Raw genomic sequence first — 24617 nt, forward strand, 5'->3', positions numbered from 1 at the left:
TCGCGCTCGCCTTTCCTTCGCAGGCGCTCACCCATCCTCGAAGGCGCAAATGGCGAGGTTTGTATGAGAGAGCGTCGGATCGATGAGCGGCTCCGCAAGGACGAGGCTGGCCTGATCGCCATAGACGAACACACGACGATCCCCTGCATCGTCTACGACATATCCGCCTCCGGTGTGCGCCTCACCCTCCCGGAAGCCATCCAGGTCCCTGACACGTTCATCCTGTACTCCTCCTGTGTCGCGGGGATGGAAGTTTGCCGCGTGGTATGGCGCGGCGAGGAGACCATCGGTGCGACCTTCAGCAGGGTGACGGCCTGAGGCTCGGTACACCGGACCTCGCCGTCGGCGCAGCCGTCCCCGCAGCCCGATCGGCGTCTGATATCGATTCGGCCGTATCGCGATGCATCCGGAGTCGATGCCGAAATCCGGAATTCTCAGGCAAACGAAAAAGGCCGGGGCTGCGCACCCCGGCCTTTCCGTCAGGACGGACGACATAAGCTCGAAGGCCAATGTCACCGCGTTTTAATGGTCGGAGTAGCAGGACTTGAACCTGCGACCCCCTGTCCCCCAGACAGGTGCGCTACCGGGCTGCGCTATACTCCGTCAAGAACCGTCCTGACTACCGATCGACTGCGAAAAACACCGATCCAGTCCTTGGTCCGAGGACCAACGCGCTGACTGGGCTGCGCTCCGCTTCGACGCCCTGTAACGGGCTGAGGGGTCTTAGCTTCACGGTCCTTCCCGTGCAACCCCTTTTCCGCGAGTCCGGCGCAGAGCTTCATGCGCCGGACCTTGTCGTCTTCACGCGTGCGACGGCGTCGCGTGGGGATCGTGCTTGTCGGGGGTGGTGTCGTGCGGATCCTTGCCACGCTTCTTGGCGAACCAGATCAGTATGTTGCGGATCGCCACATAGAAGACCGGGGTCAGGAACAGCCCGAAGAACGTCGCGCCGATCATACCGAAACAGACGGCGGTTCCGAGAGCTTGACGCATCTCCGCGCCGGGACCGGTGGCGATAACGAGGGGGACCGTACCGAGGATGAAGGCGAAGGCCGTCATCAGGATCGGGCGCAGGCGCAGGCGGCAGGCTTCCACCGCAGCGGCAACCGGCCCCTTCTTCTCCGTCTCCTCGAGCTGGTGAGCGAATTCCACGATCAGGATTGCGTTCTTCGCCGCCAGACCGATGAGCACGATCAGCCCGATCTGGGTCAGGATGTTGTTGTCCTGCCCCCTGAACTGGACCGCGCCCAAGGCCGAGAGCACACCTGTCGGCACGACGAGGATGATCGCCAGCGGCAGCGCCCAGGATTCGTACTGCGCCGCGAGCACCAGGAAGACGAGGAGCACGCCGAGACCGAAGACGTAGATCGCGGTGTTGCCCGTCGCCTTCTGCTGGAAGGCGATCTCGGTCCAGTCGTAGGCGTAGCCTTCCGGCAGGGACTGAGCGATCTTCTCCATCGCTGCGAGCGCCTGGCCGGTCGACACGCCGGGCTTGGCATCGCCCTGGATCGGCACCGAGTAGAACAGGTTGAACCGCTGGACGATCTGCGGCCCGCTGATCTCGCGGATCGAAGCGAGGGTTCCCATCGGCACCAGGGCGCCGGTGGAGGAACGCACCTTCAGCCGCTCGATATCGCCCTTCTCCAGGCGGAAGGCCGCGTCGGCCTGGGCACGTACCTGATAGATACGGCCGAACGTGTTGAAGTCGTTGACGTAGGCACCGCCGAGATTGGTCTGCAGCGTGGCGAAGACCGAGGCGAGCGGCACGTTCAGCATCCGCGCCATCGTGCGATCGATGTCGATGAAGAGCTGAGGTGTGTCGTTGCCGAAGGTGGTGAACACGCGCTGGACGTCGTTGCTCTGGTTCGCCTGACCGAGAATCTCGTTCGTGGCGGCCAGCAGCGGAGCGATGGCCGAGTTCTGGCGGCTCTCGATCTGCATCTTGAAGCCACCGCCGGTACCGAGGCCTCGGACGGGCGGCGGCGGAATGAACAGGACGCGGGCCTCTTGGATCGAGGCCGTGGCCTTGAACACGTCGCCGGTGATGGCCGCCGCCGTCCTACCCGTCGTGGCACGCTCCTTTGCCCCCTTCAGGACCAGGAACATCACGGCGCCGTTGGTGGTGTTGGTGAAGGTCGCCCCGTCGAAGCCCGAGATGATGACGGCATCGGCGACGCCGTCGACCTTCAGGGCCATGTCGGCGGCCCGCCGCACCACGGCGGTAGTGCGCTCCAGAGCCGAGCCCGCCGGCAGCTGGACGACGCCGATGAGGTAGCCCTGGTCCTGTTGCGGGATGAAGCCGGTGGGCGTCGTGGTGGCCACATGCAGCGTTCCGGCGATGATCGCGGCATACACCACCATCATACCGAGCAAGCCGATCATGCGTCCGGTCAGGAAGCCGATCGTCGCCGCATACCAATGCGAGAGCTTGTCGAAGCCCCGATTGAACAAGTCAGCGAGCCAGCCGAAGAACCGCGTCAGGAAGAATTTCGGCTTGGCATGTTCGTGGTGGGGCTTCAGCAGCAGCTTGCAGAGCGCCGGTGACAGCGTCAGCGAGTTGAACATCGAGATAATGGTCGAAGCCGCGATGGTCAACGCGAACTGCTTGTAGAACTGGCCGGAAATGCCCGGGATGAACGCCGTCGGGATGAACACCGCCGACAGGACGAGGGCGATGGCGAGCACCGCACCTCCCACTTCGTCCATGGTCTTGTGCGCGGCGTCTCCGGGGGAGAGCCCCTCGGCCATGTTGCGCTCGACATTCTCCACCACGACGATCGCGTCGTCGACGACGATGCCGATGGCGAGAACGAGCCCGAACAGGGTCAGGTTGTTGATGGAGAAGCCGAAGGCCTGCATGGCGGCGAAGGTGCCGATGAGCGAGACCGGGATCGCGATCACGGGGATCAGCGCCGTGCGCCAGCTCTGCAGGAAGACGATGACCACGACGACCACGAGGGCCACGGCTTCGAACAGGGTCTTGTAGACCTCGTGGACCGATTCTTCGATGAACTCCGTGGGGTTGTAGGCGATACGGTACTCGACCCCCGGCGGGAAGCTCTTCTTGATCGTCTCCATCGTCGCCCGCACCTGCGAGGCGGCTTCGAGTGCGTTCGTCCCCGGACGCTGGAACACGCCGACGCCGACGGCGGGGGTCCCGTTCAGGAAGGACTGCGTGGTGTAGTCCTTCTGGCCCATCTCGGTGCGGGCAATGTCCTTCACGCGCACGAGGCGGCCGTCGCTGGCCTTGACGATGACCTCGGTGAACTCCTCCGGGGTCTGGAAGCGGCCCTGGGACTGGACGACGAGCTGGAAGGCGTTGTCCTTCGGTGCGGGCGGGGCGCCGAGGGCGCCGGAAGCGACCTGGACGTTCTGCTCCTGCAGAGCCGAGATGACATCGGTGGTCGAGAGCCCGTAGGCGGAGAGCTTGTTCGGATCGAGCCAGATGCGGAGCGCGTATTCGCTGCCGCCGAACACGGTGATGTCGCCGACGCCATCGAGGCGCAGGAGCTCGTCGCGGATTCGCAGGTAGATGTAGTTCGAGAGGTAGTTCTGGTCGTAGGTGTTGTCTGGTGAAAGCAGATGCACGACCATCATCAGATCGGGCGACGACTTGCGGACGGTGACGCCGAGGTTGCGCACGTCCGGCGGCAGGCGTGGTTGCGCCACCGAGAGGCGGTTCTGAACCAGCACGTTGGCGATATCGAGGTTGGTGCCGACCTTGAAGGTGACGGTCAGCTGCATGTTGCCGTCATTGGTCGACAACGACGTCATGTAGAGCATGTTGTCGACGCCGTTCACCTCCTGCTCGATCGGCGTCGCGATCGTCGCCGCCACCGTCTCGGCATTGGCGCCCGGATACGAGGCGCGCACGACGACGGTCGGCGGAACGATCTCGGGATATTGCGCGACGGGCAGCGACTCGTAGGAGACGTAGCCGAGGATCAGGAAGATGATCGACGTCACCGACGCGAAGATCGGCCGATCGACGAAGAAGTGGGCAAAGCGCATCGGTCAAACCTCTCGCCGCATAGGAACCCTGGGCCACCTCTGCGGGAATGTTTCTTCGTTCGCCGTCACGGACCCGCCAGATGTCACGCCCCTGAAACGGAAGGCGGAAACGAGCGGGCCCGGTCTAGAATGGGGTCGCGTCAGCTGCGGCTCGGCGGCAGCGTGCTCGCCTCTGCCGTCACCTTGGCGCCGGGGCGGACGCGGGACAGGCCGTTGACGACGATGTTCTCGTCGCCCTTCAGGCCTTCGCGGATCACGCGGTATCCATCGACCTTCGGCCCGAGCTTCACGTCGCGGGTGCTCACCGAGCCATCATCGGCCACGATGTAGACGATGCGCTTGTCCTGGTTCGCCGAGATGGCCTCGTCGGGGAGCAGGATACCCTGGAACGGCTTCGTCGCCGGCAGCGAAACGATGCCGAACAGGCCCGGCTTGATGAAGCCGTCCGGGTTCTCGACCGTGGCGCGCAGCAGCACCGTACCGGTGGCGTTGTCGACCCGGTTATCCACGAAGTCGAGCGTGCCCTTGCGGGTGGGCTTTGTCTCGTTCGTCAGGGCGATCAGGATCGGAACGCCCTTGCCCTTCTGGGTCTGGCCCATGCCGATGCCGAGGCTGCCCTGGTATTTCAGGAACGAGCGCTCATCGACGGTGAAGCCGAAATAGATCGGGTCCAGGGAGACGATGGTCGTCAGCTGGGTCTGATCGGTGATGACAATGTTGCCCTCGGTGACGAGGCGCTGACTGATCCGGCCAGAGATCGGGGCGCGGACTTCGGTGAAGTCGTAATTGAGCTGAGCCTGTCGAAGCTGGGCGTCGGCGCTATCGACATTGGCTTGTGCCGTCTGCGACGCCTGACGGCGCTGATCCGTCACCTGCTCTGAGATGTTGCCCGAGCGGCTCAGGGTCTGAGCGCGTTCGAGGTCGGTCTGGGAGAAGGTCAGCCCGGCCTGCGCGGAGGTGAGGGCGGCCTTGGCCTGGTCGAGGGCGGCCTTGTAGGGGCGGCGGTCGATGACGAAGAGCAGGTCGCCCTTCTTCACCGTCGCGCCATCCACGAAGTTGACCTTCTCGAGATAGCCGGTGACCCGCGCCCGCACGTCGACGATCTCTACCGGATCGAACCGCCCGGTATACATGTCGGTTTCGACGATCTCACGCACCACCGGCTTGGCCGTGGTGACTTTGGGAGGCGGCCCGCCGGGCGCCTGCGCGGAGACCGGAGATGCGAAGGCTAGAAATGCTGCGGACAGGAGGATCGCGGACGACCATCCGGAGAGCGGACGCTTGATCATGTTGCTTTTCCCTGCGCCCAGCGAGCTAAAGGCACCGTTCCCGCGATGTCGTGCGCTGCCGCACATAGCCCGTGGAGCGATGGGATTGAGGCGTGGAATAATCGCCGAACCGCCGACCGGCCGGACTTCGGACACCGGATGTTCAGGACTCGACCGTTTCGCCGGCACGATACCAGTCCTTGAACCCACCGACATAATGCTCCTCCACCGGGATCCCGGCGGATTGCGCGGCGGCCAAGGCATGAACCGAACGGACACCGGCCGCGCACGAAAAGACCGGGCGGCGCCCGTCCTCGGAGATGAGGGTGGACAACGCTTGCGTGTCGAAGGTCGATAGAGGGTGGGTGACCGAACCCGGAATATGCCCGGCCGAATATTCGTGCGGCTCCCGCACATCGATGAGCAGGATCGATCCGTCGTCGAGCCCGCGTTTGACCATTTCCCGATCGAGATCGACAACCTTCATGCGCTTGGCCCTCGCTTCATCGCCCGGTGTGGCGAATGTTCTTATGCGTCAGGCGTCATCTCGGCAAATCCTCAGCCGGACGAGGGCTAGCGCCAATGTTCGGCAATCCGGGCCGGAGGAGGTTCGGCTCGATAGAGCGAAGCTGTTCGAGTGGCACGGATAGGCGCGATGACCGCCAATTCCCGCCGCATCTGTTCGAAGTCTTCGAGAGATCCTGGGTAGGTGCAGGACCTGCGCGACCGCATCGCCCGTGCCCCGAGCGTCGTCGCAGACCGCCGAGATCGTAGTTAGGACGGGGTGAAACCGCTGAGAACGGGCAGTCTTGGACCGGCGATTCCAATGGCCTGGAACAGGCTGCCCATGCCTCGTTTTCCCGATGCTGTGAGCCGATGGAACGCGGTATCGACCGCGTCGGCCTGCGCACGGCTCGCCCCGACTTTCAGGCGATCGGCGCGTTGGCGTAGTCCCAGGTTCAGGAGGAACGCTCCCTGGTCCAGCGGACCGTCGATACGGGCGCCTTCACCCCTGGCCGCTCGGCCGAGGGCGGCGAAATCGACATGGGTCGTCAGATCCGCCTCACCGGGAAACAGTAGGGGATCGGCGAAGCGGTGAGCCGATACCGCTTGGAACGTATCGCCGAATCCGGGTCGCACATGCCCGTAATCGATGGCCAGCAGCGCGCCGCCCTGGGCGACGATCCGGCGGCTGAGATTTCGCGAGATGCCGAGGGCCGGTGCTGGAACGGTCATCAGCACGCCGACCGGCGCCTGTGCGCTGATCTCGCGATCGGGCTCGGCGGCCAGACCGAACGTGAGACGACCGCCATCCGGCGAAAGGCCGACGAGACGCTCACACCAGCCGCGTTCCGTACGCTGGAACTGGCGAACGGGAAGCGCATCGAAGAATTCGTTTGCAACGACGATCATCGGCCCTTCGGGCAGGGTCTCGATCCCATCGTGCCAGGTCGGAGACACGGCTCCGAGGCGGGAGGCCTGTGCCGCCCGAAGCAGGGGGCTCGTCTCTACGAGATGGACGGCGGGCTGGAAATCCGGCGCCGCCCGGCCCAGCGCCCGCAGGGCATCGGCCATCAACGTACCGCGCCCGGGGCCGAGTTCAGTCAGGACGAGATCGCTCGGCCCTCCCATGGAGGCCCAGGTCACGGCGATCCAGATCCCGATCAACTCGCCGAACATCTGACTGATCTCGGGGGCCGTCACGAAATCGCCGCGTGCGCCGAGGGGATCGCGGGTGCGGTAATAGCCATGGATCGGGTGGCCGAGGCAGAGGGCCATGTAGCGGGCGAGGCTCATCGGCCCCGCCTCGACGATCTCGTCGCGAATCTCGACGAAGAGCGGCGTGGTCATGCCGTATCAGCCCGCACCGTCTCCTCGACGGGCCGGCGCGGCCGCGTCACGCCGCGGAGCGCGAGGGCGATGTAGGTGAGGCCGATCAGCGCCATGGGCACGCAGAGCAGCATCCCCATGGTGATGCCGCCATAGCGCCAGTCCCCCGTCCCAAACAGGTATCCGAGTTGCCGGTCGGGTTCGCGAAAGAATTCGCAGAACGTGCGGGCGAGGGCGTAGCCGAGGACGAAGATCCCGCCGAGGAGACCTGGCTTACGGAAACCGAAGCGACGGACGGCCAACGCCATCACCACGAAGAGGAGGGCGCCTTCCGTGGCCGCCTCGTAGAGCTGGCTGGGATGCCGCGCCAGCGGGCCGCCGGAGGGAAACACGACCGCGTAGGCAAAATCCGGCGCGATCCGCCCCCACAATTCGCCATTCACGAAATTGGCGATGCGGCCGAAGAACAGGCCGATGGGAACGACGACGGCGGCGAGATCGAGAAGGGTATAGGGCGACAGTTTTCGCGATCGGGCGAACAGCACCATCGCCAGCACCGCGCCGAGAAAGCCGCCGTGGAACGACATGCCGCCGTTGCGGATCGCCAGGATCTCGAGGGGATCGTCGAGATAAAGCGGCAAATTGTAGAACAGGACGTAGCCGATGCGGCCGCCGAGGACGACGCCGAGGGCGACCCAGACAATGAGGTCGTCGATGTCGTTGAGGCTCGGCCGCCGCACGACACCCCAGAACCGGTCCGCCGCCACCAGCCGGCGGGCATAGAACCAGCCGCCGACGAGGCCGGCAATGTAGGACAGGGCGTACCACTTGATCGTGATCGGGCCGATCGCCACCGCCACCGGATCGATGGCGGGAAAGGGCAGGGCGAGCAACGGCGGCATCGGCTGGCCTCCAGGAATGGGGCCGGCTGTGGACGTTCCGGGCCTCCCGCGTCAACCCTCGGTCGACGCGGGAGGCCCATGATGGGTCAGGCGGCCCGCACCGTCGCGAGGAATTGACCGACTTCCGAACGCAGGCTGTCGGACTGTGTCGACAGGTCTTCCGAGGCCACCAGGACCCGGCCGGCGGAGGTGCCGGCCTCGGCCGCCGAGCGGGCGACCTCCTCGATATCCGTGGTCATCGCGCCGGTCCCGGCAGAAGCCTGCCCCATGTTGCGGACGATCTCCTGGGTGGTGAGGCTCTGCTCCTCGACCGCCGCAGCGATGCTGCTGGTCACCATGCTCATGCTTTCGATCCGCGAGACGATGCCCTGGATCGCGCCCGATGCGCCGTTGGTCGCGCCCTGGATCGCCTCCACCTGCTGGTGGATCTCGGCCGTGGCACGGGAGGTCTGCTCGGCGAGGCTCTTCACCTCGGCCGCCACGACGGCGAACCCGCGTCCGGCTTCGCCCGCACGCGCGGCTTCGATGGTCGCGTTGAGGGCCAACAGGTTGGTCTGCGAAGCGATCTGCTGGACCATGCCGACCACGTCACCGATGCGCGTCGCGGCAACCGACAGCGTGCGCATGGTCTCCGCGGTACGGCTCGCCTCCTCGACGGCGGAGCGCGACATATCGGCGGCCTGCTCGACCTGACGGCCGATCTCCTGGACCGTGGCGCCGAGTTCCTCGGCGGCCGCGGCCACCGCGTTGACGTTGCCGGCAGTCTGGTGGGCGGTAGCAGCGACAGAGGTCGAACGGCTGACCGTGCCGTCAACGGTCATGGTCATGCTGTTCGACGCATCATGCAGGCTCGCCGAGGCGGACGACACGCCATCCACGATGCGGCCGACGGAGCGCTCGAAATTGTCGGCGAGTTCGTTGAGCAGGGCGCGGCGCTCGATCTCGGCGCGCATGCGGGAGGCCTCGGTGGTTTGAAGCTGCTGGGCAGCGTCTTCCAGAGAAATGTCGCGAATGGTGACGACGGCGCGGGCGATCTCGCCGATCTCGTCGGCACGACGGCTGCCGGGGACCTCGTCGAGGGTCTCGCGGCGGGCCAAGGCCTGGAGGGCACGGGCGAGGGCGCCGAGGGGCCGGACGATGCTGCGGGCGAAGAGCAGGCCGAGAAGAGCCGTGGCGGCGAGAACCGCGAGAGCCGACATGAGCAGCGATTTCGTCAGGCTGTTCACGGAATGCAGCGCCTCGCTCTGGGCCTGCTCGGCGACGATCGTCCAGGGCGAACCCAGCATCGAGATCGAGGCGGTGGCGGCCAGGCGGGCTTTGTTGCCGCTGCCGTAGACGAAGGGCTTGCCGGATTTCAGGCTCTCGGCGTCAAGCCCGGCCATCGTGACGGGCATGCCCGCCTTCACGGCAGAGTTCAGGGGTGGGTTACCACGCAGCAGCCCATCGGAACCGACTGCCATGACCTGTCCCGTATCGCCCAGGCCGTTCCGTTCGGACAGCGAAGCGTCGAAGAGGGCGGGCGTCACGCGCAGCACGAGGAAGCCGATCCGCGAGGCGGCCTGGCCGGTTCCCATGGCGACGTTGGCGCGACGGTAGATGCCACGTCCCAGGAAGGCGGAGGGACCGGAATCGGTGGGATAGGCGGCGAAGTCCTGCGAGAGAACACTGTCGGGCTCGGCGGTCTTCAGGCGCTCGATCAGCTTGGCAAGACCGGATTTCTGCAGGTCCGGCTCCGAGAGGCTATGGGTGAAATCCGCGCCCTTCGTCGTGGTGTAGACAATGCGCCCCTCCTCATCGACGAAGAGAAGGTCGGCATAGCCGGGACGCTCCAGGAGTTTGCGGGCGACTTCCTGAACCTTGGCGTGGCGTCGGCCATACATCGTGCCCGTACCCTCGACGGCCATGCGTTCCTGCACGGTCGCCGGGCTGGTGAAGGCCTGAACGAGGCCGGCATAATCGGCCTTATTGGGATCGAGGGCTTCGACCAGATCGCCGACATTGCTGGAGACCTGATTATTGCCGGCGGTAGCGATCAGATCGCCGCGGGCGCGGTCGGCGATCAGTTCCAGCCCGGTCTTACGAGCCGTAGCGGCGAATTCCAGTCGCTCTTGCACGGCGGATGTCAATCCGGACCTAGCCGAATACCAGCTCAGGCTGCCCATGAGGGCAGTACTGACCATTGCCAGACCGACGATCATCACGGGAAGGCGGACGTTGAGACTGCTGGCTATGGACATAAGGAAGTAGGCCCCTGGGAAAACTAGGGCGCAAATTATCCTATGACAAATTTAGAAAGTGTTCCTTAGAGTGGGGACTGCGTAATTTTCACGGCCGAGGAATGCTGTTTCGGCATGCCCTTGGCTTACGTGGAAGGACGCCAAGGCAAACATCAAAAAAATGTTTCATCCGAGGCCTCGACGCCTTTCCCTCATTGAAGCGTGCCCGCGCGACCGCGCTTCAACCGAAACTTGCAGCGCCTTCATTAGCCAGAAGTACGACCGGAAACTTCGAGCTCCGACCGGGCAATCTCTCCCGTTGCCAGGAACAGGCGGTAGGCGAGATTGTCCGTTTCATCCACATACGGGTATCCGAGATCGTCCAGGGCGGTATCGAAGCGCTGGCGCTCTTCTCGGGGAACGCTGATTCCAGCGAGCACCCGGCCGTAATCGGCGCCGTGGTTACGATAGTGGAACAGGGTGATGTTGAACCCGTCCGCCAAACCGTCGAGGAACCGCAGGAGGGCACCCGGACGCTCCGGGAACTGGAAGCGGTAGATGCGCTCGTCGGTGAGTTCGGTCGAGCGACCGCCGACCATGTAGCGGATATGCACTTTGGCCATCTCGTTGTCGCTGAGATCGACCACGCTGTAGCCGTCGGCCCTGAGGCCGGCGATGAGGTCACGCTTCTCCGGGATTCCGCCGGGCAAGTTGATGCCCACGAAGATCTGCGCCTCGGCGGAGGACGCGTAGCGGTAGTTGAACTCGGTGATCGCACGCGGGCCGAGATGGCGGATGAAGGCGCGATAGGAACCCGCCTCTTCGGGGATCGTCACGCCGAGGAGCGCCTCGCGCTGTTCGCCGATCTCGGCACGCTCGGCGATGTGCCGCAGACGATCGAAGTTGAGGTTGGCCCCGGAGGAGATCGCCACCAGCGTCCCCGCCGAGCCGCCCTCTCGCGCCGCATAGACCTTGGCACCGGCCAGAGCCAGGGCGCCGGACGGCTCGGAGACGGCGCGGGTATCGTCGAAGATGTCCTTGACTGCCGCGCACATGGCGTCGGTATCGACGGTGATGACCCCGTCGAGATGCTCGCGGCAGAGACGGAAGGTTTCCTCGCCGGCCTGGCGCACGGCGACACCGTCGGCGAACAATCCCACGGTCGGCAGAACGACACGCTCATCGGCGGCCAGGGCCGCCGCCATGCAGGCGGCATCGTCCGGCTCGACACCGATGACCTTCGTCTCCGGCCGCAAGTACTTCACGAAAGTCGCGATGCCGGCGGCGAGACCGCCGCCGCCGACCGGCACGAAGATCGCCTCGATCGGCCCGGAATGCTGGGTCAGGATCTCCATGCCGATGGTGCCCTGTCCGGCGATCACATCGGGATCGTCGAACGGGTGAAGGAACGTGAGACCCTGCTCGCCTTCCAATTGGCGGGCATGGCCGAGCGCCTCGTCGAACGTATCGCCGAACAGCACGACCTCGGCTCCGCGCGCGCGGCAGGCATCGACCTTGATGGCGGGGGTCGTGCGCGGCATCACGATGACGGCGCGCACGGTGAGACGGGCCGCCGCCAGGGCGACGCCCTGCGCGTGGTTTCCGGCCGAAGCGCAGACGACCCCGCGCGCCAGGACTTCGGAGGAGAGGCCGGACATCTTGTTGTAAGCACCGCGCAGCTTGAACGAGAAGACCGGCTGCAGATCCTCGCGCTTGAGCAGAATCGGGCGCCCCAGGCGCGCGGACATGCGCGGCATCGGATCGAGCGGACTCTCGATGGCGACGTCGTAGACGCGGGCGGTGAGGATCTTGCGGATATAGTCGGTCAAGGAGACGCGTGCTCCGTCGGGGGTTCAGAATCGATGTCGGGTGTGCCTCGGGATACGCCCGAGGCGACAAAGAAGCGAGGGGCGATCCACCGGCCCGGTGGGACAAGGCGCCGCCCGTAGCGGAGATGGCAAACGAGGGTCGACTTTAAAAGAACCTGTCGACCAGGGCTGCCAGCCACACCAGGGCCGCCACGGCCTGCGCCATAAAGGCCCCGGCGGAGGCGAGATCCTTCACCACGCCGATCCGCGCATGGTGGTCCGGGTGGAGGTGGTCGCAGAGTTTCTCGATCGCCGTGTTCAGGAATTCGGCCGCCAGCATGAGGAGCAGGCCGGCCAGGAGTGCCACGCGGATCCAGAGCGTTCCGCCGAGCAGCAGGGCCGCCGGAACGCCGACCACCAACAGGACGAGCTCCAGGCGCAGGGCCCGTTCCGTCCGGGCGCCGAAGACGAGCCCGCGCCAGGAATTGAGGAAGGCGAAGTAGAGCGCGCGCATGCTTTCAGCGATCCGCCGGAGCGCCGCGTGCGATCCACTTGGCCAGAAGCGGTCCGGTGATCAGGACGACGAACAGGCGCAGGGTCTGCACCGCCAGGACGAAGGAGACGTCGGCCTTCGAGCCGACGGCGATGATCGCCACGGAATCGAGCCCACCGGGGCTCGTCGCGAGAAACGCCGTGAGGAAATCCACCGGAAGCAGGAAGGTCAAGCCGAAGGCCCAGCCGCCGCAAAGGGCGATGACCGCAAGGGTGGCGGTGAGGATGCCCGGCAGGGCGGCGACGGTCTCGCGCAACGTCTGCGCGGTGAAACGCAGGCCGACATACCAGCCGATGCAAGCATAGGCGAGATCGAGGAGCGGCTCCGGCAGGGTCATCGAGACGAGGCCCATGGCGTGGAGCACGGCACCCAGGATCATCGGCCCGACGAGGGCACTCGCCGGCAGGCGCAGAAAGCGGGCCAGCGCGGCGCCGATCCCGGCGACTGAGAGCGTCACCAGCACAGGGAGGATACTGGCCTCCTCCAGCGATGCGGCCTTTGCCGGAATCGATGTGTCGGTGAGGATGCGGGCGACCACCGAGGCCGACAGGACCACGGCAGCGACGCGGACATATTGCATGAAGGCGACGAGGCGCGGATCCGCGCCGTATTCTTCCGCCATGGCCGTCATGGCGGCGGCTCCGCCAGGGGACGAGCCCCAGGCGGCGGTACTACCCGGGAGGATTCGCAGGCGGGTCAGCGCCCAGCCGACAAGGGCGCCGGCCATGACGGTGACCAACACCACGGCGAGGATCAGCAGCCCGTCATCGAGAAGTGTCCCGACGATGTCGGCGGTCACGGATTTGGCGACGAGGCAGCCGATGATGGCCTGCGCCGCCTGGAAACCCGGTTTCGCCAACGACAGGCTCGCACCGCCGACCCCGAAAGCGATGGCGACGAGCATCGGCCCCAGGAGGAGCGCCGCCGGGAACTGCGCGAGCGTGAGGCTGTAGGCGATGACCGCCGAGGCGGCGACGAGCGCCGTCCAGAGGCCGAGGGAGCGCGGGCTGATCACGGGAGACCATTCTTGGGAAGGCAGCCGGCGCTACACCGGTTCGGCGACGCTGTCACGACCCGCCGGGGCATCGTCGCGAAACGCCGTTGTCCCGGCGGGCGCGTGCGCCCTGAAGAAGCTCGCCAGATGCGCAAGGCCGCTGGCGCGCGGGTCGCTGGAGCGCCAGGCCAGAGCGATGGTCCGGCCCGGCCCGTCGAGATCGAAGCCGCGCGTCACGGTAAGGCCGCTGGCATCGGCCCCGGCCGGCACGGCGAGCGCGGGGAGCAGGGTGTAGCCGGCGCCGGCCGCCACCATCGAGCGCAGGGTTTCGAGCGAGGTGGCATGGCGGCCCGCCGCGGAGCCGGCCCCGCACGCTGCGACGGCCTGATCGCGAAGGCAATTACCCTCGTCGAGGAGAAGGAGGTCCGGCCCGGCAATGTCCGTCGCCCGCAACGCCCCGCCCTGGGCGAGGGCATGATCGGCGGGACAAGCGAGCAGGAACGGCTCGATGAAGAGCGGCGAGACGGTGAGACCGGACGTGGGGATCGGCAGGGAGATCAAGGCGGCGTCGACCCTGCCGTCGCGCAGCCCCTCCAGGATTTCGGCCGTCTTCGCCTCGCTCAATGCCAGGGACAGGATAGGAAATTCCTGCCGCAATGTTCTCAGCACGAGGGGAAACAGATACGGCCCCAGGGTCTGGATGGCGGCCAGGACCAGGCGTCCGGTAAGGGGCGCGCCGCGCCCTTCGCTCGCCAGAGCCAGCAGCCGCTGCGCCTCGGCCAGCACCGTGCGGGCCTGGCGGACGATGCTCTGACCCGCCGGAGTCAGCATCACCCGTCGGTTGCCGCGTTCGAAGAGAACGAGGCCCAAGGCCTCTTCGAGCTTGCGGACCTGCACGCTGAGTGTGGGCTGGCTCACATTGCAGCGTTCGGCCGCCCGTCCGAAGTGATTCTCCTCGGCAACGGCGACGGCATATTCCAGATCCCGGAGGGACAGACCAGATACATTCATAGGCTCTGTCTATCGCAGCCTTTGCGACGATGCATTAGCCAAACGATCGGGCACGGTTCATAAGGGTGTCTCAGAACGATTCCAGGATGGCGACGCGACACCGCACGCCCGATCCGGATCGTCCCGACATTCTAGGAGAGAGTTCCGCATGAGCGATCAACGCCCGATACTGACCACCCGCCAGGGCCATCCGGTCCGTGACAACCAGAGCACGCGCACGGTCGGCGAGCGGGGACCGGCGACCCTCGAGAACTACCAGTTCATCGAGAAGATCACTCATTTCGACCGTGAGCGTATTCCCGAGCGTGTCGTCCATGCCCGCGGCGCCGGCGCCCATGGCTATTTCGAAGCCTATGGCAAGATCGGCAACGAGCCGGCCTCCAAGTACACCCGCGCCCGCGTCCTGAACGAGACCGGCGTGAAGACGCCGATGTTCGTGCGCTTTTCCACTGTGGCCGGTGCCAAGGAGAGCCCGGAGACCGAGCGCGACCCGCGCGGCTTCGCGGTGAAGTTCAAGACCGTCGACGGCAACTGGGACCTCGTGGGCAACAACCTCAAGGTCTTCTTCATCCGCGATGCGATCAAGTTCCCCGACATGATCCACGCGTTCAAGCCGGACCCGGTGACGAACCGTCAGGAGGCGTGGCGCTTCTTCGACTTCGTGTCCCAGCACCCTGAAGCCATCCACATGGTGACTCACTTGAAGTCGCCCTGGGGCATTCCCGCCAACTATCGCGAGATGGAGGGCTCGGGCGTCAACACCTACAAGCTGGTCAACGACCAGGGCGAAGCCGTGCTCTGCAAGTTCCACTGGGAGCCCAAGCAGGGCGTCCGCAACCTGACTTCGGCCCAGGCGTCCGAAATCCAGGCCAAGGATGTCGGCCACGCCACGCGTGACCTCTACGACAACATCTCAAAGGGCAACTTCCCCGAGTGGGAATTCTGCGTGCAGATCATGCCGGACGGCCCGAACGACCACCTGTCGTTCGATCCCCTCGACGACACCAAGCTGTGGCCGGTCGAGGACTTCCCGCTTCTGCCTGTGGGTCGCATGGTGCTCGACCGCGTGCCGGACAACTTCTTCGCGGAAGTCGAGCAGTCGGCCTTCGGTACCGGCGTGCTCGTGGACGGCATCGACTTCTCGGACGACAAGATGCTCCAGGGCCGGACGCTATCCTATTCGGACACGCAGCGTTACCGCGTCGGCGCCAATTACCTGCAGCTGCCGATCAATGCGCCGCAGCCCGGCGTGAAGGTCTATTCGAACCAGCGTGACGGCCAGATGACCTACTCGGTCGACGGCACCGGTCCGAACCGGCACATCAACTACGAGCCTTCGACGCTGGCCGAGGGCCTGCGCGAGGCTCCGAAGCCCGCCAAGGACTATCACCAGCCGGTGCAGGGCCAGCTCGGCCGCTACCAGACCTCGCGCACCGAGGACGACTACACCCAGGCCGGCGTCCGCTACCGTTCGTTCCAGGATTGGGAGCGTGACGACCTGATCGCCAATCTCGTCGGCGACATGAAGCAGTGCCCGGAAGCCATCCAGCTGCGGATGGTCTGGCACTTCTGGCATGCCGACGAGGATTACGGCCGTCGCGTTGCCGAAGGTGCCGGCATCGATCTGGAGAAGGCCAAGGCCCTGCCGCCGCTGCCGGGCCGCGCGGCTCCGGGCAAGCGCCTCCAGGCCGAGACCTACACGGATGGCAGCCAGGCGCATCGCGTCGCCGCCGAATAAGCTCCGGTAGTTCGGACTGAACCATGACCTCCCCGCGATCCTCGTGATCGCGGGGATTTTTTATGCGGTCATTCCGCGGCGGAAGCCGCGCCGACCTTCCGGTCTCGGCCCGCGCCGAGGGCGAAGATTCCGGACGCTAGGGCGATGGCACAGAACAGACCGGCCGAGACGCGCCAGCCCCCGAACAAGTCGTGCGCCAGGCCGAATCCCAGCGGGCCGAGGGCGGCGATGGAATAGCCCACCGCCTGGGACATCGCCGAGAGATCGGCCGCGCCGACCGCATCGCGGGCGCGCAGCACCACGATGGTGAGGGCGAGTCCGAACAAACCGCCGATTCCGAGACCGAGCCCGATGCCGAACGGGAGTACGAGTGCGACCGGTCCATCGACCAGCGCCAGGAAACTCGCCGCCGACAGGATGAGAAGGGCGAACGCGATACCGCGCTGGTCCCGCAGCCGCGCGGCGAAAGCCGGCACGAGGAGGGCGCTCGGCGCCTGTCCGATGCTCATGATGGAGGTGACGAACCCGGCCTCCAGCGCCGACAGGCCACGGCTCTGCAGCACGACCGGGAGCCAGCCGAAGGTGATGTAGGCGAGGGAAGATTGCAGGCCCATGAACCCGGTGACCTGCCAGGCCAGGGAATCGCGCCAGAGCGGGCGGCGGCGGGCGGGCGGCGGCCCCTTCTCGCGATGGGGCACGAAGACGATCCAGGCGATGGCCGCCGCCACGGCCGGCACGGCCCAGACCGCCATCGCCCGCGTCCAGCCTCCGAAGGCATCGGCCAGGGGCACCGCCGATCCGGCGCCCGTCGCCGCGCCGAGGCAGAGAACCATCGTGTAGAGTCCGGTCATCAAACCGGCCTGCCCGGAGAAGTCTCGCTTCACCAATCCGGGCAACAGGACGCCCGCAAGGCCGATCCCGACGGCCGCGATACAGGCCCCGGCGAAAAGGGGAGGGAGCCCTCCGAGCCCGCGCAGGGCCGAGCCGAGGGCGATGACTAGGATCGCGACCAGCACACCACGCTCCGCCCCCGTCCGCCGGACCATGACGGGGCCGAGCACGCAGGCGAGGCCGAGGCAGAGGACCGGCAGGGTCGTCAGGAACGCCGCCCCCGCGGCGGTCAGGCCAGTCTCGGCGCGGATGGCATCGAGTAGAGGACCGAGAGAGGTGAGGGCGGGGCGCATGTTGAACGCGACCAGCATCATCCCGAGCCCGACGAGGACCGGGCGGGCGTTCCGCAATGTGGGGTCGGTCACGCGATGCGGCGCCTTACCAAGAGGGCGATGAGGCCGAGGCCGGCAAGCATCGCGGCGAAGGGCAGGTCACGCAGGACGGCGTAGACTGTGCGGCCGGGCAACCGAACGGGGAGATCCGCATCGAGGATGCCTTCTACCCCCACGGGCAGGCTGGCAGTAATGCGTCCATACGGGTCGACCACCGCCGAGATGCCGGTATTGGCGTCGCGCACCATGGGCAATCCTTCTTCCACGGCCCGCAATCGGGCCTGGGCGAAGTGCTGGCGCGGCCCAGGCGTATCGCCGAACCAGGCATCGTTGGTGACGTTCAGGATCAGCCCCGGAACGGGAGACGACCCGTCGGGCGCGTGTCCGGGCAGGATTTCGCCGGGAAAGATCGCCTCGTAGCAGATCGTCGCGACAACGGAGGGAAGTCCCGCGATGTCGAGCAGACGCTGGCCGGACCGGGCGCCGGGCGTGAATCCGCCGGGAATCGACACGAACTGGCGTAGACCCACCGCCCTCAACGCTGCGTCGAGGGGCCCCGGCAGATACTCGCCGAACGGCACGAGATGGACCTTGTCGTAGATGTCGCCGAGCTTCGGACCGGACGAGATCGTCAGGATCGAATTGAAGAAGCGCGGGCGCTCATTCGGCAATGGCTCCTCGGCGCGGGCCGCGCCGGTGATGAGCTGCCGCCCCGGGGGGAAAGCAGCGGCGATGCGTGCGAGCGAGTCCGGATCGCGCTGGATCAGGAAGGGGAACGCCGATTCGGGCCAGATCACGTGGGTGACGTCCGCGATGCCGGTACGGTCCGGCGCGGCGGCACGATCGCTGAGACCGATGTACCAGTCGATGATGTCGGCCCGATTTTCCGGGCGGAACTTGGCGTCCTGGTTGAGGTTCGGCTGGACCAGCCGCAGACGTACCCCTTCCACTGTCGCCGTGGCTGTCGGCGGCAGACGAACGATCCCGAACAGCGCCATCGCGGCGAGTCCGGCGGAGGCCGCCAGGGCCGGTGCGTAACGCCCTCGTGCCGTTGTGCCGGTCGCGAGGGTGGCGGGCGCTGCCGCGATCAGGACAGCGAGAAGCGTAAGGCCGTAGAGCCCGATCACCGAGGCGGATTGCATCAGCCAAAGGTTCTGGCCGAGCGCCATGCCGAGGGTGTTCCAGGGAAACCCGGTAAAGAGGTGACCGCGTAGCCACTCAGAAGCAGAGATGCCGACCGCGAGAGCGGCGATACGTGCGGGACCCTGTGACCAGAGCACGCGCGCCAGCGCGAAACCCGCGGCGTAGAACAGCGCGAGCACCGCGGGCAGGCCGATCACGCCGAGGGGCAACGCCCATAAGAACTCGTCCGCCTCTACCAGGAACGCGGAGCCGAGCCACCACAGACCGGCGGTGAGGTAGCCGAAGCCCCAGGCCCAGCCGATGACCGCGCAGGCGAGGACCGCACCGCGGTTTCCCCGCCGCCCCGTTGCCGCCCCGTCGATCAACCAGACGGCGATGCTCAGCGAAACGACGAGGGCGGGCAGGGCACCGAAAGGCGGCATCGCCAATGCGCCGACGGCGCCGGCGGCGATCGACACGAGCAGGCGACGCCAGCCGGAGGTCAGCATGATCCATTGCGCGAGGTGTGCGAGCGGCCCCGTCGCGCTTCCGGGCACGGGCGCAGGGCGCGACCCGGCACCGTCGAAGGCGTAGCTCATCTTCGGGTCATCCCGGCTGGAGCATCAGCCCGAGGCGTGTCCGCCACGTCCTGTGAAAAGCTGATGTGAGACGAAAGCCTGGCGCGAGGTCCGCAGCGCGCAGTCAGGCGCTAGGAAGCTTCGGCGATCGGACTGCTGCTCGGCGGCGGAAGGGCCAGAGGTATGAGCGGGGCGATCTTCATCGGCCCGCGATGCAGCCGCAGCCGTTTCACCCGGCGCGGGTCGGCATCGAGCACCTCGAATTCGAGGTCGCCCGGCCCGGTGATGAGTTCGCCGCGCGAGGGAACGCGTCCGGCCAGCGTGACGATGAGGCCGCCGATCGTGTCGATCTCCTCGGCCATCTCGCCCACCGCGGCGACGAGATCGACGCCGCTCACCTCGGATACCTCGGCGAGTCCGGCGCGGGCATCGGCGATGAACATGTCGGCATCGCCCTCGACGCGCTGAACCAGGTGGCCTTCGGCCACATCGTGCTCATCCTCGATATCGCCGACCACCATCTCGATGAGGTCTTCGATGGAGATGAGCCCGTCGGTCCCGCCATATTCGTCGATGACGAGGGCCATATGCGTGCGCGTCGCCTGCATCCGTACCAAGAGATCGATGGCCGGCATGGACGGCGGCACGAACAGGACCGGGCGCTGGATCCGGGTCGAGGCCAGGGTCGCCGAAAGATCGACATTGCCGAGGTTGAGTGCCTTCAGGGCACGAGTGCCGCGGCGCGGGCGCGGAGGTACCACGGCTGCGACATCGCCCGCCGTGTCGGGAAGTGCGGTGGCGATCGCGGCGCTCGGTCGGCGGGTGGTCGCTTCGGCCTTGGCGGCGATGTGATCGACGAAGTCGCGGATGTGGACCATGCCGCGCGGATCGTCGAGCGTCTCGCCGTAAACCGGCAGGCGCGAATGGCCGGCGGTGCGGAACAGCTTCAACAGATCGCCGAGACTCGTCTCCATGGAGACGGCGACGATGTCGGCGCGCGGGATCATCACGTCGTCCACGCGCACCTTGTGCAGCCCGAGGACGTTCTTGAGCATGGCCCGTTCGAGGGGGGAGAACAGGTTCTCACCCGAATCGGGTTCGGCCAGCGCATCCTCGATATCGTCGCGCAACGAATCGCGCGGCCGGAGATGGAAGGCGTGCAGCAGACGGTCGTACCAGGGCTCGCGCGCCTGAGCCTCACCGTCACCGCTACTGGGCGCAGCCTGAGCCGCGCCGCGACTTCGATCGTTCGTCATGTCTCTCTGATCTGGAATTGCGGGCGGAATCGCCCCTCACTCGGCATAGGGGTCGGCGATGCCGAGGCCGTGCAAGGCTTCGGTCTCCAAGGCCTCCATGGCGGTCGCGTCCGCGTCGCCGGTCTCGTGGTCCTGGCCGAGAAGATGAAGCGTGCCATGGATCAGAAGATGCGCGAGGTGGTCTTGAAGCGGTTTTCCCTGCTCGGCACTCTCGCGCAGCATCGTGTCATACGCAAGAACGACATCGCCGAGCGGCACCGCGACACCCGCATGGGCGGGTTGCGGCGAAGCGGGAAAAGACAGGACATTGGTGGGCTTGTCTTTGCCACGCCAGGTCCGGTTGAGGTCCTGGACCACCTCATCCGTGGTCAGCAGCACGCTCACCTCGATCGGATGGGCCGGCGTATCGGGCGCGATGGCAAGTCCTGCCTCTACCGCCCGGATGACGAAAGCCTCGAGGTCCGGCACCACGGTTTCCCAACGTGGGTCCTCCACGGCGACGTCGATCTCGGATTCGATCTCAGACCCCGGCATCACGAAAGCGGCCTGCGGCGGGACATGGACGAGCGGTCCGCATCGCCCTCGCCATGGGCAGCCGTCTCGTAGGCGGTGACGATGCGGCGAACGAGGTCATGGCGCACCACGTCCACGTCGCGGAAGGTCACCCGGCCGATCCCCTCGACACCGTCGAGGATGTTCACGGCCTCGACGAGCCCGGATTTCTGGCCGGGCGGGAGATCGACCTGACTCGGGTCTCCGGTGATGATCATGCGCGAGTTCTCGCCGAGACGGGTGAGAAACATCTTCATCTGCATCGAGGTGGTGTTCTGCGCCTCGTCGAGCAGGACCACGGCGTTGGTCAGGGTCCGCCCGCGCATGAACGCCAGCGGCGCGATCTCGATGACGCCGGTCTGCAGGCTGCGGTCCACGTGCCGCGCCTCCATGAAATCGTAGAGTGCGTCGTAGATCGGACGCAGGTAGGGATCGACTTTCTCGCGCATGTCGCCGGGCAGGAAGCCGAGACGCTCGCCGGCCTCGACGGCGGGCCGTGAGAGGATCAGGCGCTCCACATGGCCTTGTTCCAGCAGGGACACCGCGTAGCCCACCGCGAGCCAGGTCTTACCGGTGCCGGCGGGGCCTTCGGCGAAGACGAGCTCATGGTTGCGAAGAAGCTTGATATAGGTGTCCTGGGCCGCGTTCCTGGCCCGCACGGCGCCGCGCTTGCGCGTGGCGATCTGGTCGAAATGCGGGCGATCCGGCTCGGCGCTCACCTCCGCGGAGGGGAAGAGGTTGCCCTGAAGCGTCGTCTCCTGGATCGCGCCGTCGACATCGCCGAGGGTCAGGGCGGTGCCGCTGGCCTTCACACGCGCATAGAGCCGTTCGAACACCTTGCGCGCCTTCTCGGCGGCATCCGGCGGTCCCTTCACCACGAGGTGGTTGCCCAGAGCCGTGGCGGTGACGGCCAGACGCCGTTCGATATGGGCGACGTTCTGGTCGTACTGGCCGAAAACGAGGCTGGCGAGCCGGTTGTCATCGAAGGTCAGGGAGACGTCTACCGTCTCCACGATCTCTCCCACTCGCGCCGCCGGACCACGCCCACGAAGGGGCGCTCCCCGTCCACTCAGACCGTCAGATGCCGGCACGCAGAGGCTCCTTGCTGTGAGTATCGCTGAGCGTCACGAATGGAGTCGGGACGGCATGACGCGGCCATCCCGTCTCCCGGGATGGAGGTGCGGTAGCGTGGCATGAGCCTCGTCAAGCGGCCGCCGCCTCGTCGGTAACGGCTTCGCCGAACAGGCTGTTCGAGCCGGCGCGGATCACGCGCACGGGCACGACCGTGCCGATGGTGGCGGCCGGAGCGTCGAATTGGACGGGCAGGAGATGCGGTGTCTTGCCGGCGACCTGCCCCGGATGACGTCCGGCCTTCTCCACCAGCACCTCGACGACATGGCCCACGGCGGACGCGTTGAAGGCGTGGCGCTGGTCATCGAGCAAGGCCTGGAGTGCTGCGAGGCGCTCGGACTTCACGGCCTCGGGCACGGCGTCCTCGCGCTCGGCGGCCGGCGTACCGGGGCGCGGGCTGTACTTGAACGAATAGGCCGACGCGAAGCCGATCTCGGAAACGAGGCGCATCGTCTCCTCGAACTCCACATCGGTCTCGCCGGGGAACCCGACGATGAAATCGGAGGACAGGGCGATATCCGGCCGCACCCGGCGCACGCGCTCGATGAGCCTGCGATAGGCATCGCCCGTATGCTTGCGGTTCATCGCCTGCAGCACGCGGGTGGAGCCCGACTGAACCGGCAGGTGCAAGTAAGGCATCAGCGCGGCGATTTCCCCATGCGCCCGGATCAGATCGTCAGCCATGTCGTTAGGGTGGCTCGTGGTGTAGCGCAGGCGCAGGAGGCCCGGTATCGCTTCGAGCGCGCGCATCACCGTGGGAAGCGTCACCGATGCGCCATCGGCGCCGACCCCATGATAGGCGTTGACGTTCTGCCCGATCAGCGTGATCTCGCGAGCACCGCCCCGAACGAGTTTCTGCGCCTCATCCAGGATCGCCTCCACCGAGCGCGAGACCTCGGCCCCGCGCGTATAGGGGACGACGCAGAAGGCGCAGAACTTGTCGCAGCCTTCCTGCACGGTCAGGAACGACGAGACCGCAGCCGTCCGCCTGATGGGCAGGTGGTCGAACTTGTCCTCGACGGGAAACTCTGTGTCGACGACGCGCGCCGAGCCGGAACGAGCCAGAAGATCGGGCAGACGATGATAGTTCTGCGGGCCCACGACCACATCGACGGCGGGTGAACGCGCCAGGATCTCCTTGCCTTCAGCCTGTGCGACGCAGCCCGCGACCACGATCCGTGTGTCCAGCCCAGCCTCGGCACGAGCCGATTTCAGAACGCGCAGTCGGCCGAGTTCGGAATAGACCTTGTCGGCGGCCTTCTCGCGAATGTGGCAGGTATTGAGGATGACGACATCTGCCTCCTCGACGCTTTCCGTGGCGGCATAGCCCTGGCTACCGAGCAGGTCGGACATGCGACCCGCATCGTAGGCATTCATCTGACAGCCGTAGGATTTGACGTAGGCTTTCTTCAACGCGACCGTTCCAGCACCGGATAGACCTCGGGCGTCGCTTGGACGCCCCCTGCTGCCGGCGGTGCTAGCACGTTTCACCCGGCCCGTCGCTTCCTTGCGACATTACGAACACGGCCGAAGGGGTTCAGGCGGCGACATTCGAGGAGGGGAGCGTTGCGATGAGGGGCTCCGCGACGGGCAGTGCCACCGCCACGCCCTCCCACCGGCCCGTTACGGATGCCTGCATCGCCCTGCGCACCGAGGCTTCGGCCATGGCGGTGGCGCGCTTGCGGTCGGTGCCGGCCTCGAAGGCGATGGGATCGCCCCAGAAGACATGAACGTCGATCGGCCCCTCCCGAAGGAAGACCGCAAGATGCGGGGCCAGCTCCATGTCACCGTACCAAGCGATGCCCGGCCGCTCGGACCGGATCACGGGCAGGCCGTTGCGGCGCGGATAGGTGAGGGCGAGGGGCTGGAGCCGGACACGGTCGCGGGTGCCGCCCTCGGAATCGATGGCAGCGCGGGCGGCTCCGACGAGGGACGAGCGGAACGGCAGCAGACGTGTCCCGTCACCCGTCGTACCTTCAGCGAAGAGGACGATGAGATCGCCATCGGTCAACCGGCTCGCCACCGTGGCGTTGACGCTGGCTGTCGCGGCACGGCGCGCTCTGTCGATGAAGACGGTGCGCTGGAGCCGGGCCAGGGTTCCCACGACGGGCCACCCGGAAATCTCCGATTTCGCCACGAAGGAGAGCGGCCGCAAGGATCCGAGGACGAGGATATCGAGCCAGGAGATGTGGTTGGACAGAACGAGGGCCGGCTCCCCCAGGGCAGGGGGCGTGCCGCTCTGGGTCACTCTCACGGAGAACAGCGCCAGGAAGATCCGGTGGAAGTAGGTCGGAGCATGGGCAGCGATCCGTCCGCGCCCGAATCTCAGGCTGAGGAGATGCGGACCGACCAGCACCCCGAAGGCCAGGACGCAGACGAGAAGCCGAAGGGCGGTGCCGAGACGCGTCATCGTCCGACGTCGAT

The 24617-nt window shown here is 66.4% G+C and carries 19 protein-coding genes and 1 tRNA gene; 2 read left to right on the forward strand and 18 right to left on the reverse strand.

From position 1 onward, the window contains the following. Positions 1-63: 63 nt before the first annotated feature. On the forward strand, positions 64-318 hold the full coding sequence (locus ASF32_RS15165; protein WP_056429907.1) for a hypothetical protein: 255 nt from the start codon (positions 64-66) through the stop codon (positions 316-318). 208 nt (positions 319-526) lie between these two features. Here the strand turns inward: ASF32_RS15165 and ASF32_RS15170 are convergent. The 11 genes from ASF32_RS15170 to ASF32_RS15220 form a co-directional block, all read right to left on the reverse strand. After that, positions 527-603, reverse strand: a tRNA-Pro gene (locus ASF32_RS15170). Positions 604-801: 198 nt separating this feature from the next. Continuing rightward, positions 802-4011 (reverse strand): multidrug efflux RND transporter permease subunit, encoded by a 3210-nt coding sequence (locus tag ASF32_RS15175; protein ID WP_056429910.1) that lies wholly within the window; start codon positions 4009-4011, stop codon positions 802-804. A gap of 140 nt (positions 4012-4151) precedes the next feature. Then, positions 4152-5300: an efflux RND transporter periplasmic adaptor subunit gene (locus ASF32_RS15180; protein ID WP_056429913.1), complete on the reverse strand. Its 1149-nt coding sequence runs from the start codon at positions 5298-5300 to the stop codon at positions 4152-4154. 142 nt (positions 5301-5442) lie between these two features. Next, positions 5443-5766 (reverse strand): rhodanese-like domain-containing protein, encoded by a 324-nt coding sequence (locus tag ASF32_RS15185; RefSeq protein WP_056429916.1) that lies wholly within the window; start codon positions 5764-5766, stop codon positions 5443-5445. A 287-nt stretch (positions 5767-6053) separates the two neighbouring features. Further along, positions 6054-7130 (reverse strand): SAM-dependent methyltransferase, encoded by a 1077-nt coding sequence (locus tag ASF32_RS15190; RefSeq protein ID WP_056429919.1) that lies wholly within the window; start codon positions 7128-7130, stop codon positions 6054-6056. Next, positions 7127-8011: a prolipoprotein diacylglyceryl transferase gene (lgt, locus tag ASF32_RS15195; RefSeq protein WP_056429922.1), complete on the reverse strand. Its 885-nt coding sequence runs from the start codon at positions 8009-8011 to the stop codon at positions 7127-7129. Before lgt ends, ASF32_RS15190 begins: the two co-directional genes overlap by 4 nt. Before the next feature lie 86 nt (positions 8012-8097). Then, entirely contained in the window at positions 8098-10248 is a 2151-nt protein-coding gene (locus tag ASF32_RS15200; RefSeq protein ID WP_056429925.1) for a methyl-accepting chemotaxis protein, read from the reverse strand. Between the two features lie 245 nt (positions 10249-10493). Beyond that, positions 10494-12056 carry a threonine ammonia-lyase, biosynthetic gene (gene ilvA, locus ASF32_RS15205; protein WP_056429928.1) on the reverse strand — a complete coding sequence of 521 codons (1563 nt, stop codon included), beginning with the start codon at positions 12054-12056 and terminating at the stop codon, positions 10494-10496. Between the two features lie 145 nt (positions 12057-12201). Next, positions 12202-12549, reverse strand: coding sequence for a diacylglycerol kinase (locus tag ASF32_RS15210; protein WP_056429931.1), 348 nt, complete (start codon positions 12547-12549; stop codon positions 12202-12204). Between the two features lie 4 nt (positions 12550-12553). Next, on the reverse strand, positions 12554-13603 hold the full coding sequence (locus ASF32_RS15215; RefSeq protein WP_200919142.1) for an AbrB family transcriptional regulator: 1050 nt from the start codon (positions 13601-13603) through the stop codon (positions 12554-12556). 30 nt (positions 13604-13633) lie between these two features. Beyond that, the gene (locus ASF32_RS15220; RefSeq protein WP_056429935.1) at positions 13634-14593 is read right to left on the reverse strand and encodes a LysR substrate-binding domain-containing protein; all 960 of its coding nucleotides are present in this window, start codon (positions 14591-14593) and stop codon (positions 13634-13636) included. Positions 14594-14741: 148 nt separating this feature from the next. Between ASF32_RS15220 and ASF32_RS15225 the strand changes: the two genes are divergently transcribed. Further along, positions 14742-16331, forward strand: a complete 1590-nt coding sequence (locus ASF32_RS15225) for a catalase (RefSeq protein WP_056429937.1) — start codon at positions 14742-14744, stop codon at positions 16329-16331. Between the two features lie 68 nt (positions 16332-16399). Here ASF32_RS15225 and ASF32_RS15230 read toward each other — a convergent pair whose 3' ends face one another. The 7 genes from ASF32_RS15230 to ASF32_RS15260 all read right to left on the reverse strand — a co-directional run bounded on the left by ASF32_RS15230 (position 16400) and on the right by ASF32_RS15260 (position 24603). Next, on the reverse strand, positions 16400-17587 hold the full coding sequence (locus tag ASF32_RS15230; RefSeq protein WP_244483664.1) for an MFS transporter: 1188 nt from the start codon (positions 17585-17587) through the stop codon (positions 16400-16402). Continuing rightward, positions 17584-19275: an apolipoprotein N-acyltransferase gene (lnt, locus tag ASF32_RS15235; protein WP_082470379.1), complete on the reverse strand. Its 1692-nt coding sequence runs from the start codon at positions 19273-19275 to the stop codon at positions 17584-17586. Before lnt ends, ASF32_RS15230 begins: the two co-directional genes overlap by 4 nt. A 110-nt stretch (positions 19276-19385) precedes the next feature. Then, positions 19386-20510, reverse strand: a complete 1125-nt coding sequence (locus tag ASF32_RS15240; protein ID WP_056429940.1) for a hemolysin family protein — start codon at positions 20508-20510, stop codon at positions 19386-19388. Positions 20511-20546: 36 nt separating this feature from the next. Then, positions 20547-21044, reverse strand: a complete 498-nt coding sequence (gene ybeY, locus ASF32_RS15245) for an rRNA maturation RNase YbeY (RefSeq protein ID WP_056429944.1) — start codon at positions 21042-21044, stop codon at positions 20547-20549. After that, positions 21044-22075 (reverse strand): PhoH family protein, encoded by a 1032-nt coding sequence (locus tag ASF32_RS15250; protein WP_244478093.1) that lies wholly within the window; start codon positions 22073-22075, stop codon positions 21044-21046. Before ASF32_RS15250 ends, ybeY begins: the two co-directional genes overlap by 1 nt. 190 nt (positions 22076-22265) lie before the next feature. After that, positions 22266-23606, reverse strand: a complete 1341-nt coding sequence (gene miaB, locus ASF32_RS15255) for a tRNA (N6-isopentenyl adenosine(37)-C2)-methylthiotransferase MiaB (protein ID WP_056429947.1) — start codon at positions 23604-23606, stop codon at positions 22266-22268. 124 nt (positions 23607-23730) lie between these two features. After that, positions 23731-24603, reverse strand: a complete 873-nt coding sequence (locus ASF32_RS15260; RefSeq protein ID WP_056429949.1) for a lysophospholipid acyltransferase family protein — start codon at positions 24601-24603, stop codon at positions 23731-23733. Positions 24604-24617 lie beyond the last annotated feature (14 nt).

The sequence above is a fragment of the Methylobacterium sp. Leaf91 genome, from assembly GCF_001422815.1.
Lineage (GTDB): Bacteria > Pseudomonadota > Alphaproteobacteria > Rhizobiales > Beijerinckiaceae > Methylobacterium.

Bases quoted from the DNA above. Each gene is read 5' to 3' on its own strand.
- ASF32_RS15165 (WP_056429907.1), top strand. From the start codon at position 64: ATGAGAGAGCGTCGGATCGATGAGCGGCTCCGCAAGGACGAGGCTGGC.
- ASF32_RS15175 (WP_056429910.1), bottom strand. From the start codon at position 4,011: ATGCGCTTTGCCCACTTCTTCGTCGATCGGCCGATCTTCGCGTCGGTG.
- ASF32_RS15180 (WP_056429913.1), bottom strand. From the start codon at position 5,300: ATGATCAAGCGTCCGCTCTCCGGATGGTCGTCCGCGATCCTCCTGTCC.
- ASF32_RS15185 (WP_056429916.1), bottom strand. From the start codon at position 5,766: ATGAAGGTTGTCGATCTCGATCGGGAAATGGTCAAACGCGGGCTCGAC.
- ASF32_RS15190 (WP_056429919.1), bottom strand. From the start codon at position 7,130: ATGACCACGCCGCTCTTCGTCGAGATTCGCGACGAGATCGTCGAGGCG.
- lgt (WP_056429922.1), bottom strand. From the start codon at position 8,011: ATGCCGCCGTTGCTCGCCCTGCCCTTTCCCGCCATCGATCCGGTGGCG.
- ASF32_RS15200 (WP_056429925.1), bottom strand. From the start codon at position 10,248: ATGTCCATAGCCAGCAGTCTCAACGTCCGCCTTCCCGTGATGATCGTC.
- ASF32_RS15210 (WP_056429931.1), bottom strand. From the start codon at position 12,549: ATGCGCGCGCTCTACTTCGCCTTCCTCAATTCCTGGCGCGGGCTCGTC.
- ASF32_RS15220 (WP_056429935.1), bottom strand. From the start codon at position 14,593: ATGAATGTATCTGGTCTGTCCCTCCGGGATCTGGAATATGCCGTCGCC.
- ASF32_RS15225 (WP_056429937.1), top strand. From the start codon at position 14,742: ATGAGCGATCAACGCCCGATACTGACCACCCGCCAGGGCCATCCGGTC.
- lnt (WP_082470379.1), bottom strand. From the start codon at position 19,275: ATGAGCTACGCCTTCGACGGTGCCGGGTCGCGCCCTGCGCCCGTGCCC.
- ASF32_RS15240 (WP_056429940.1), bottom strand. From the start codon at position 20,510: ATGACGAACGATCGAAGTCGCGGCGCGGCTCAGGCTGCGCCCAGTAGC.
- ybeY (WP_056429944.1), bottom strand. From the start codon at position 21,044: ATGCCGGGGTCTGAGATCGAATCCGAGATCGACGTCGCCGTGGAGGAC.
- ASF32_RS15260 (WP_056429949.1), bottom strand. From the start codon at position 24,603: ATGACGCGTCTCGGCACCGCCCTTCGGCTTCTCGTCTGCGTCCTGGCC.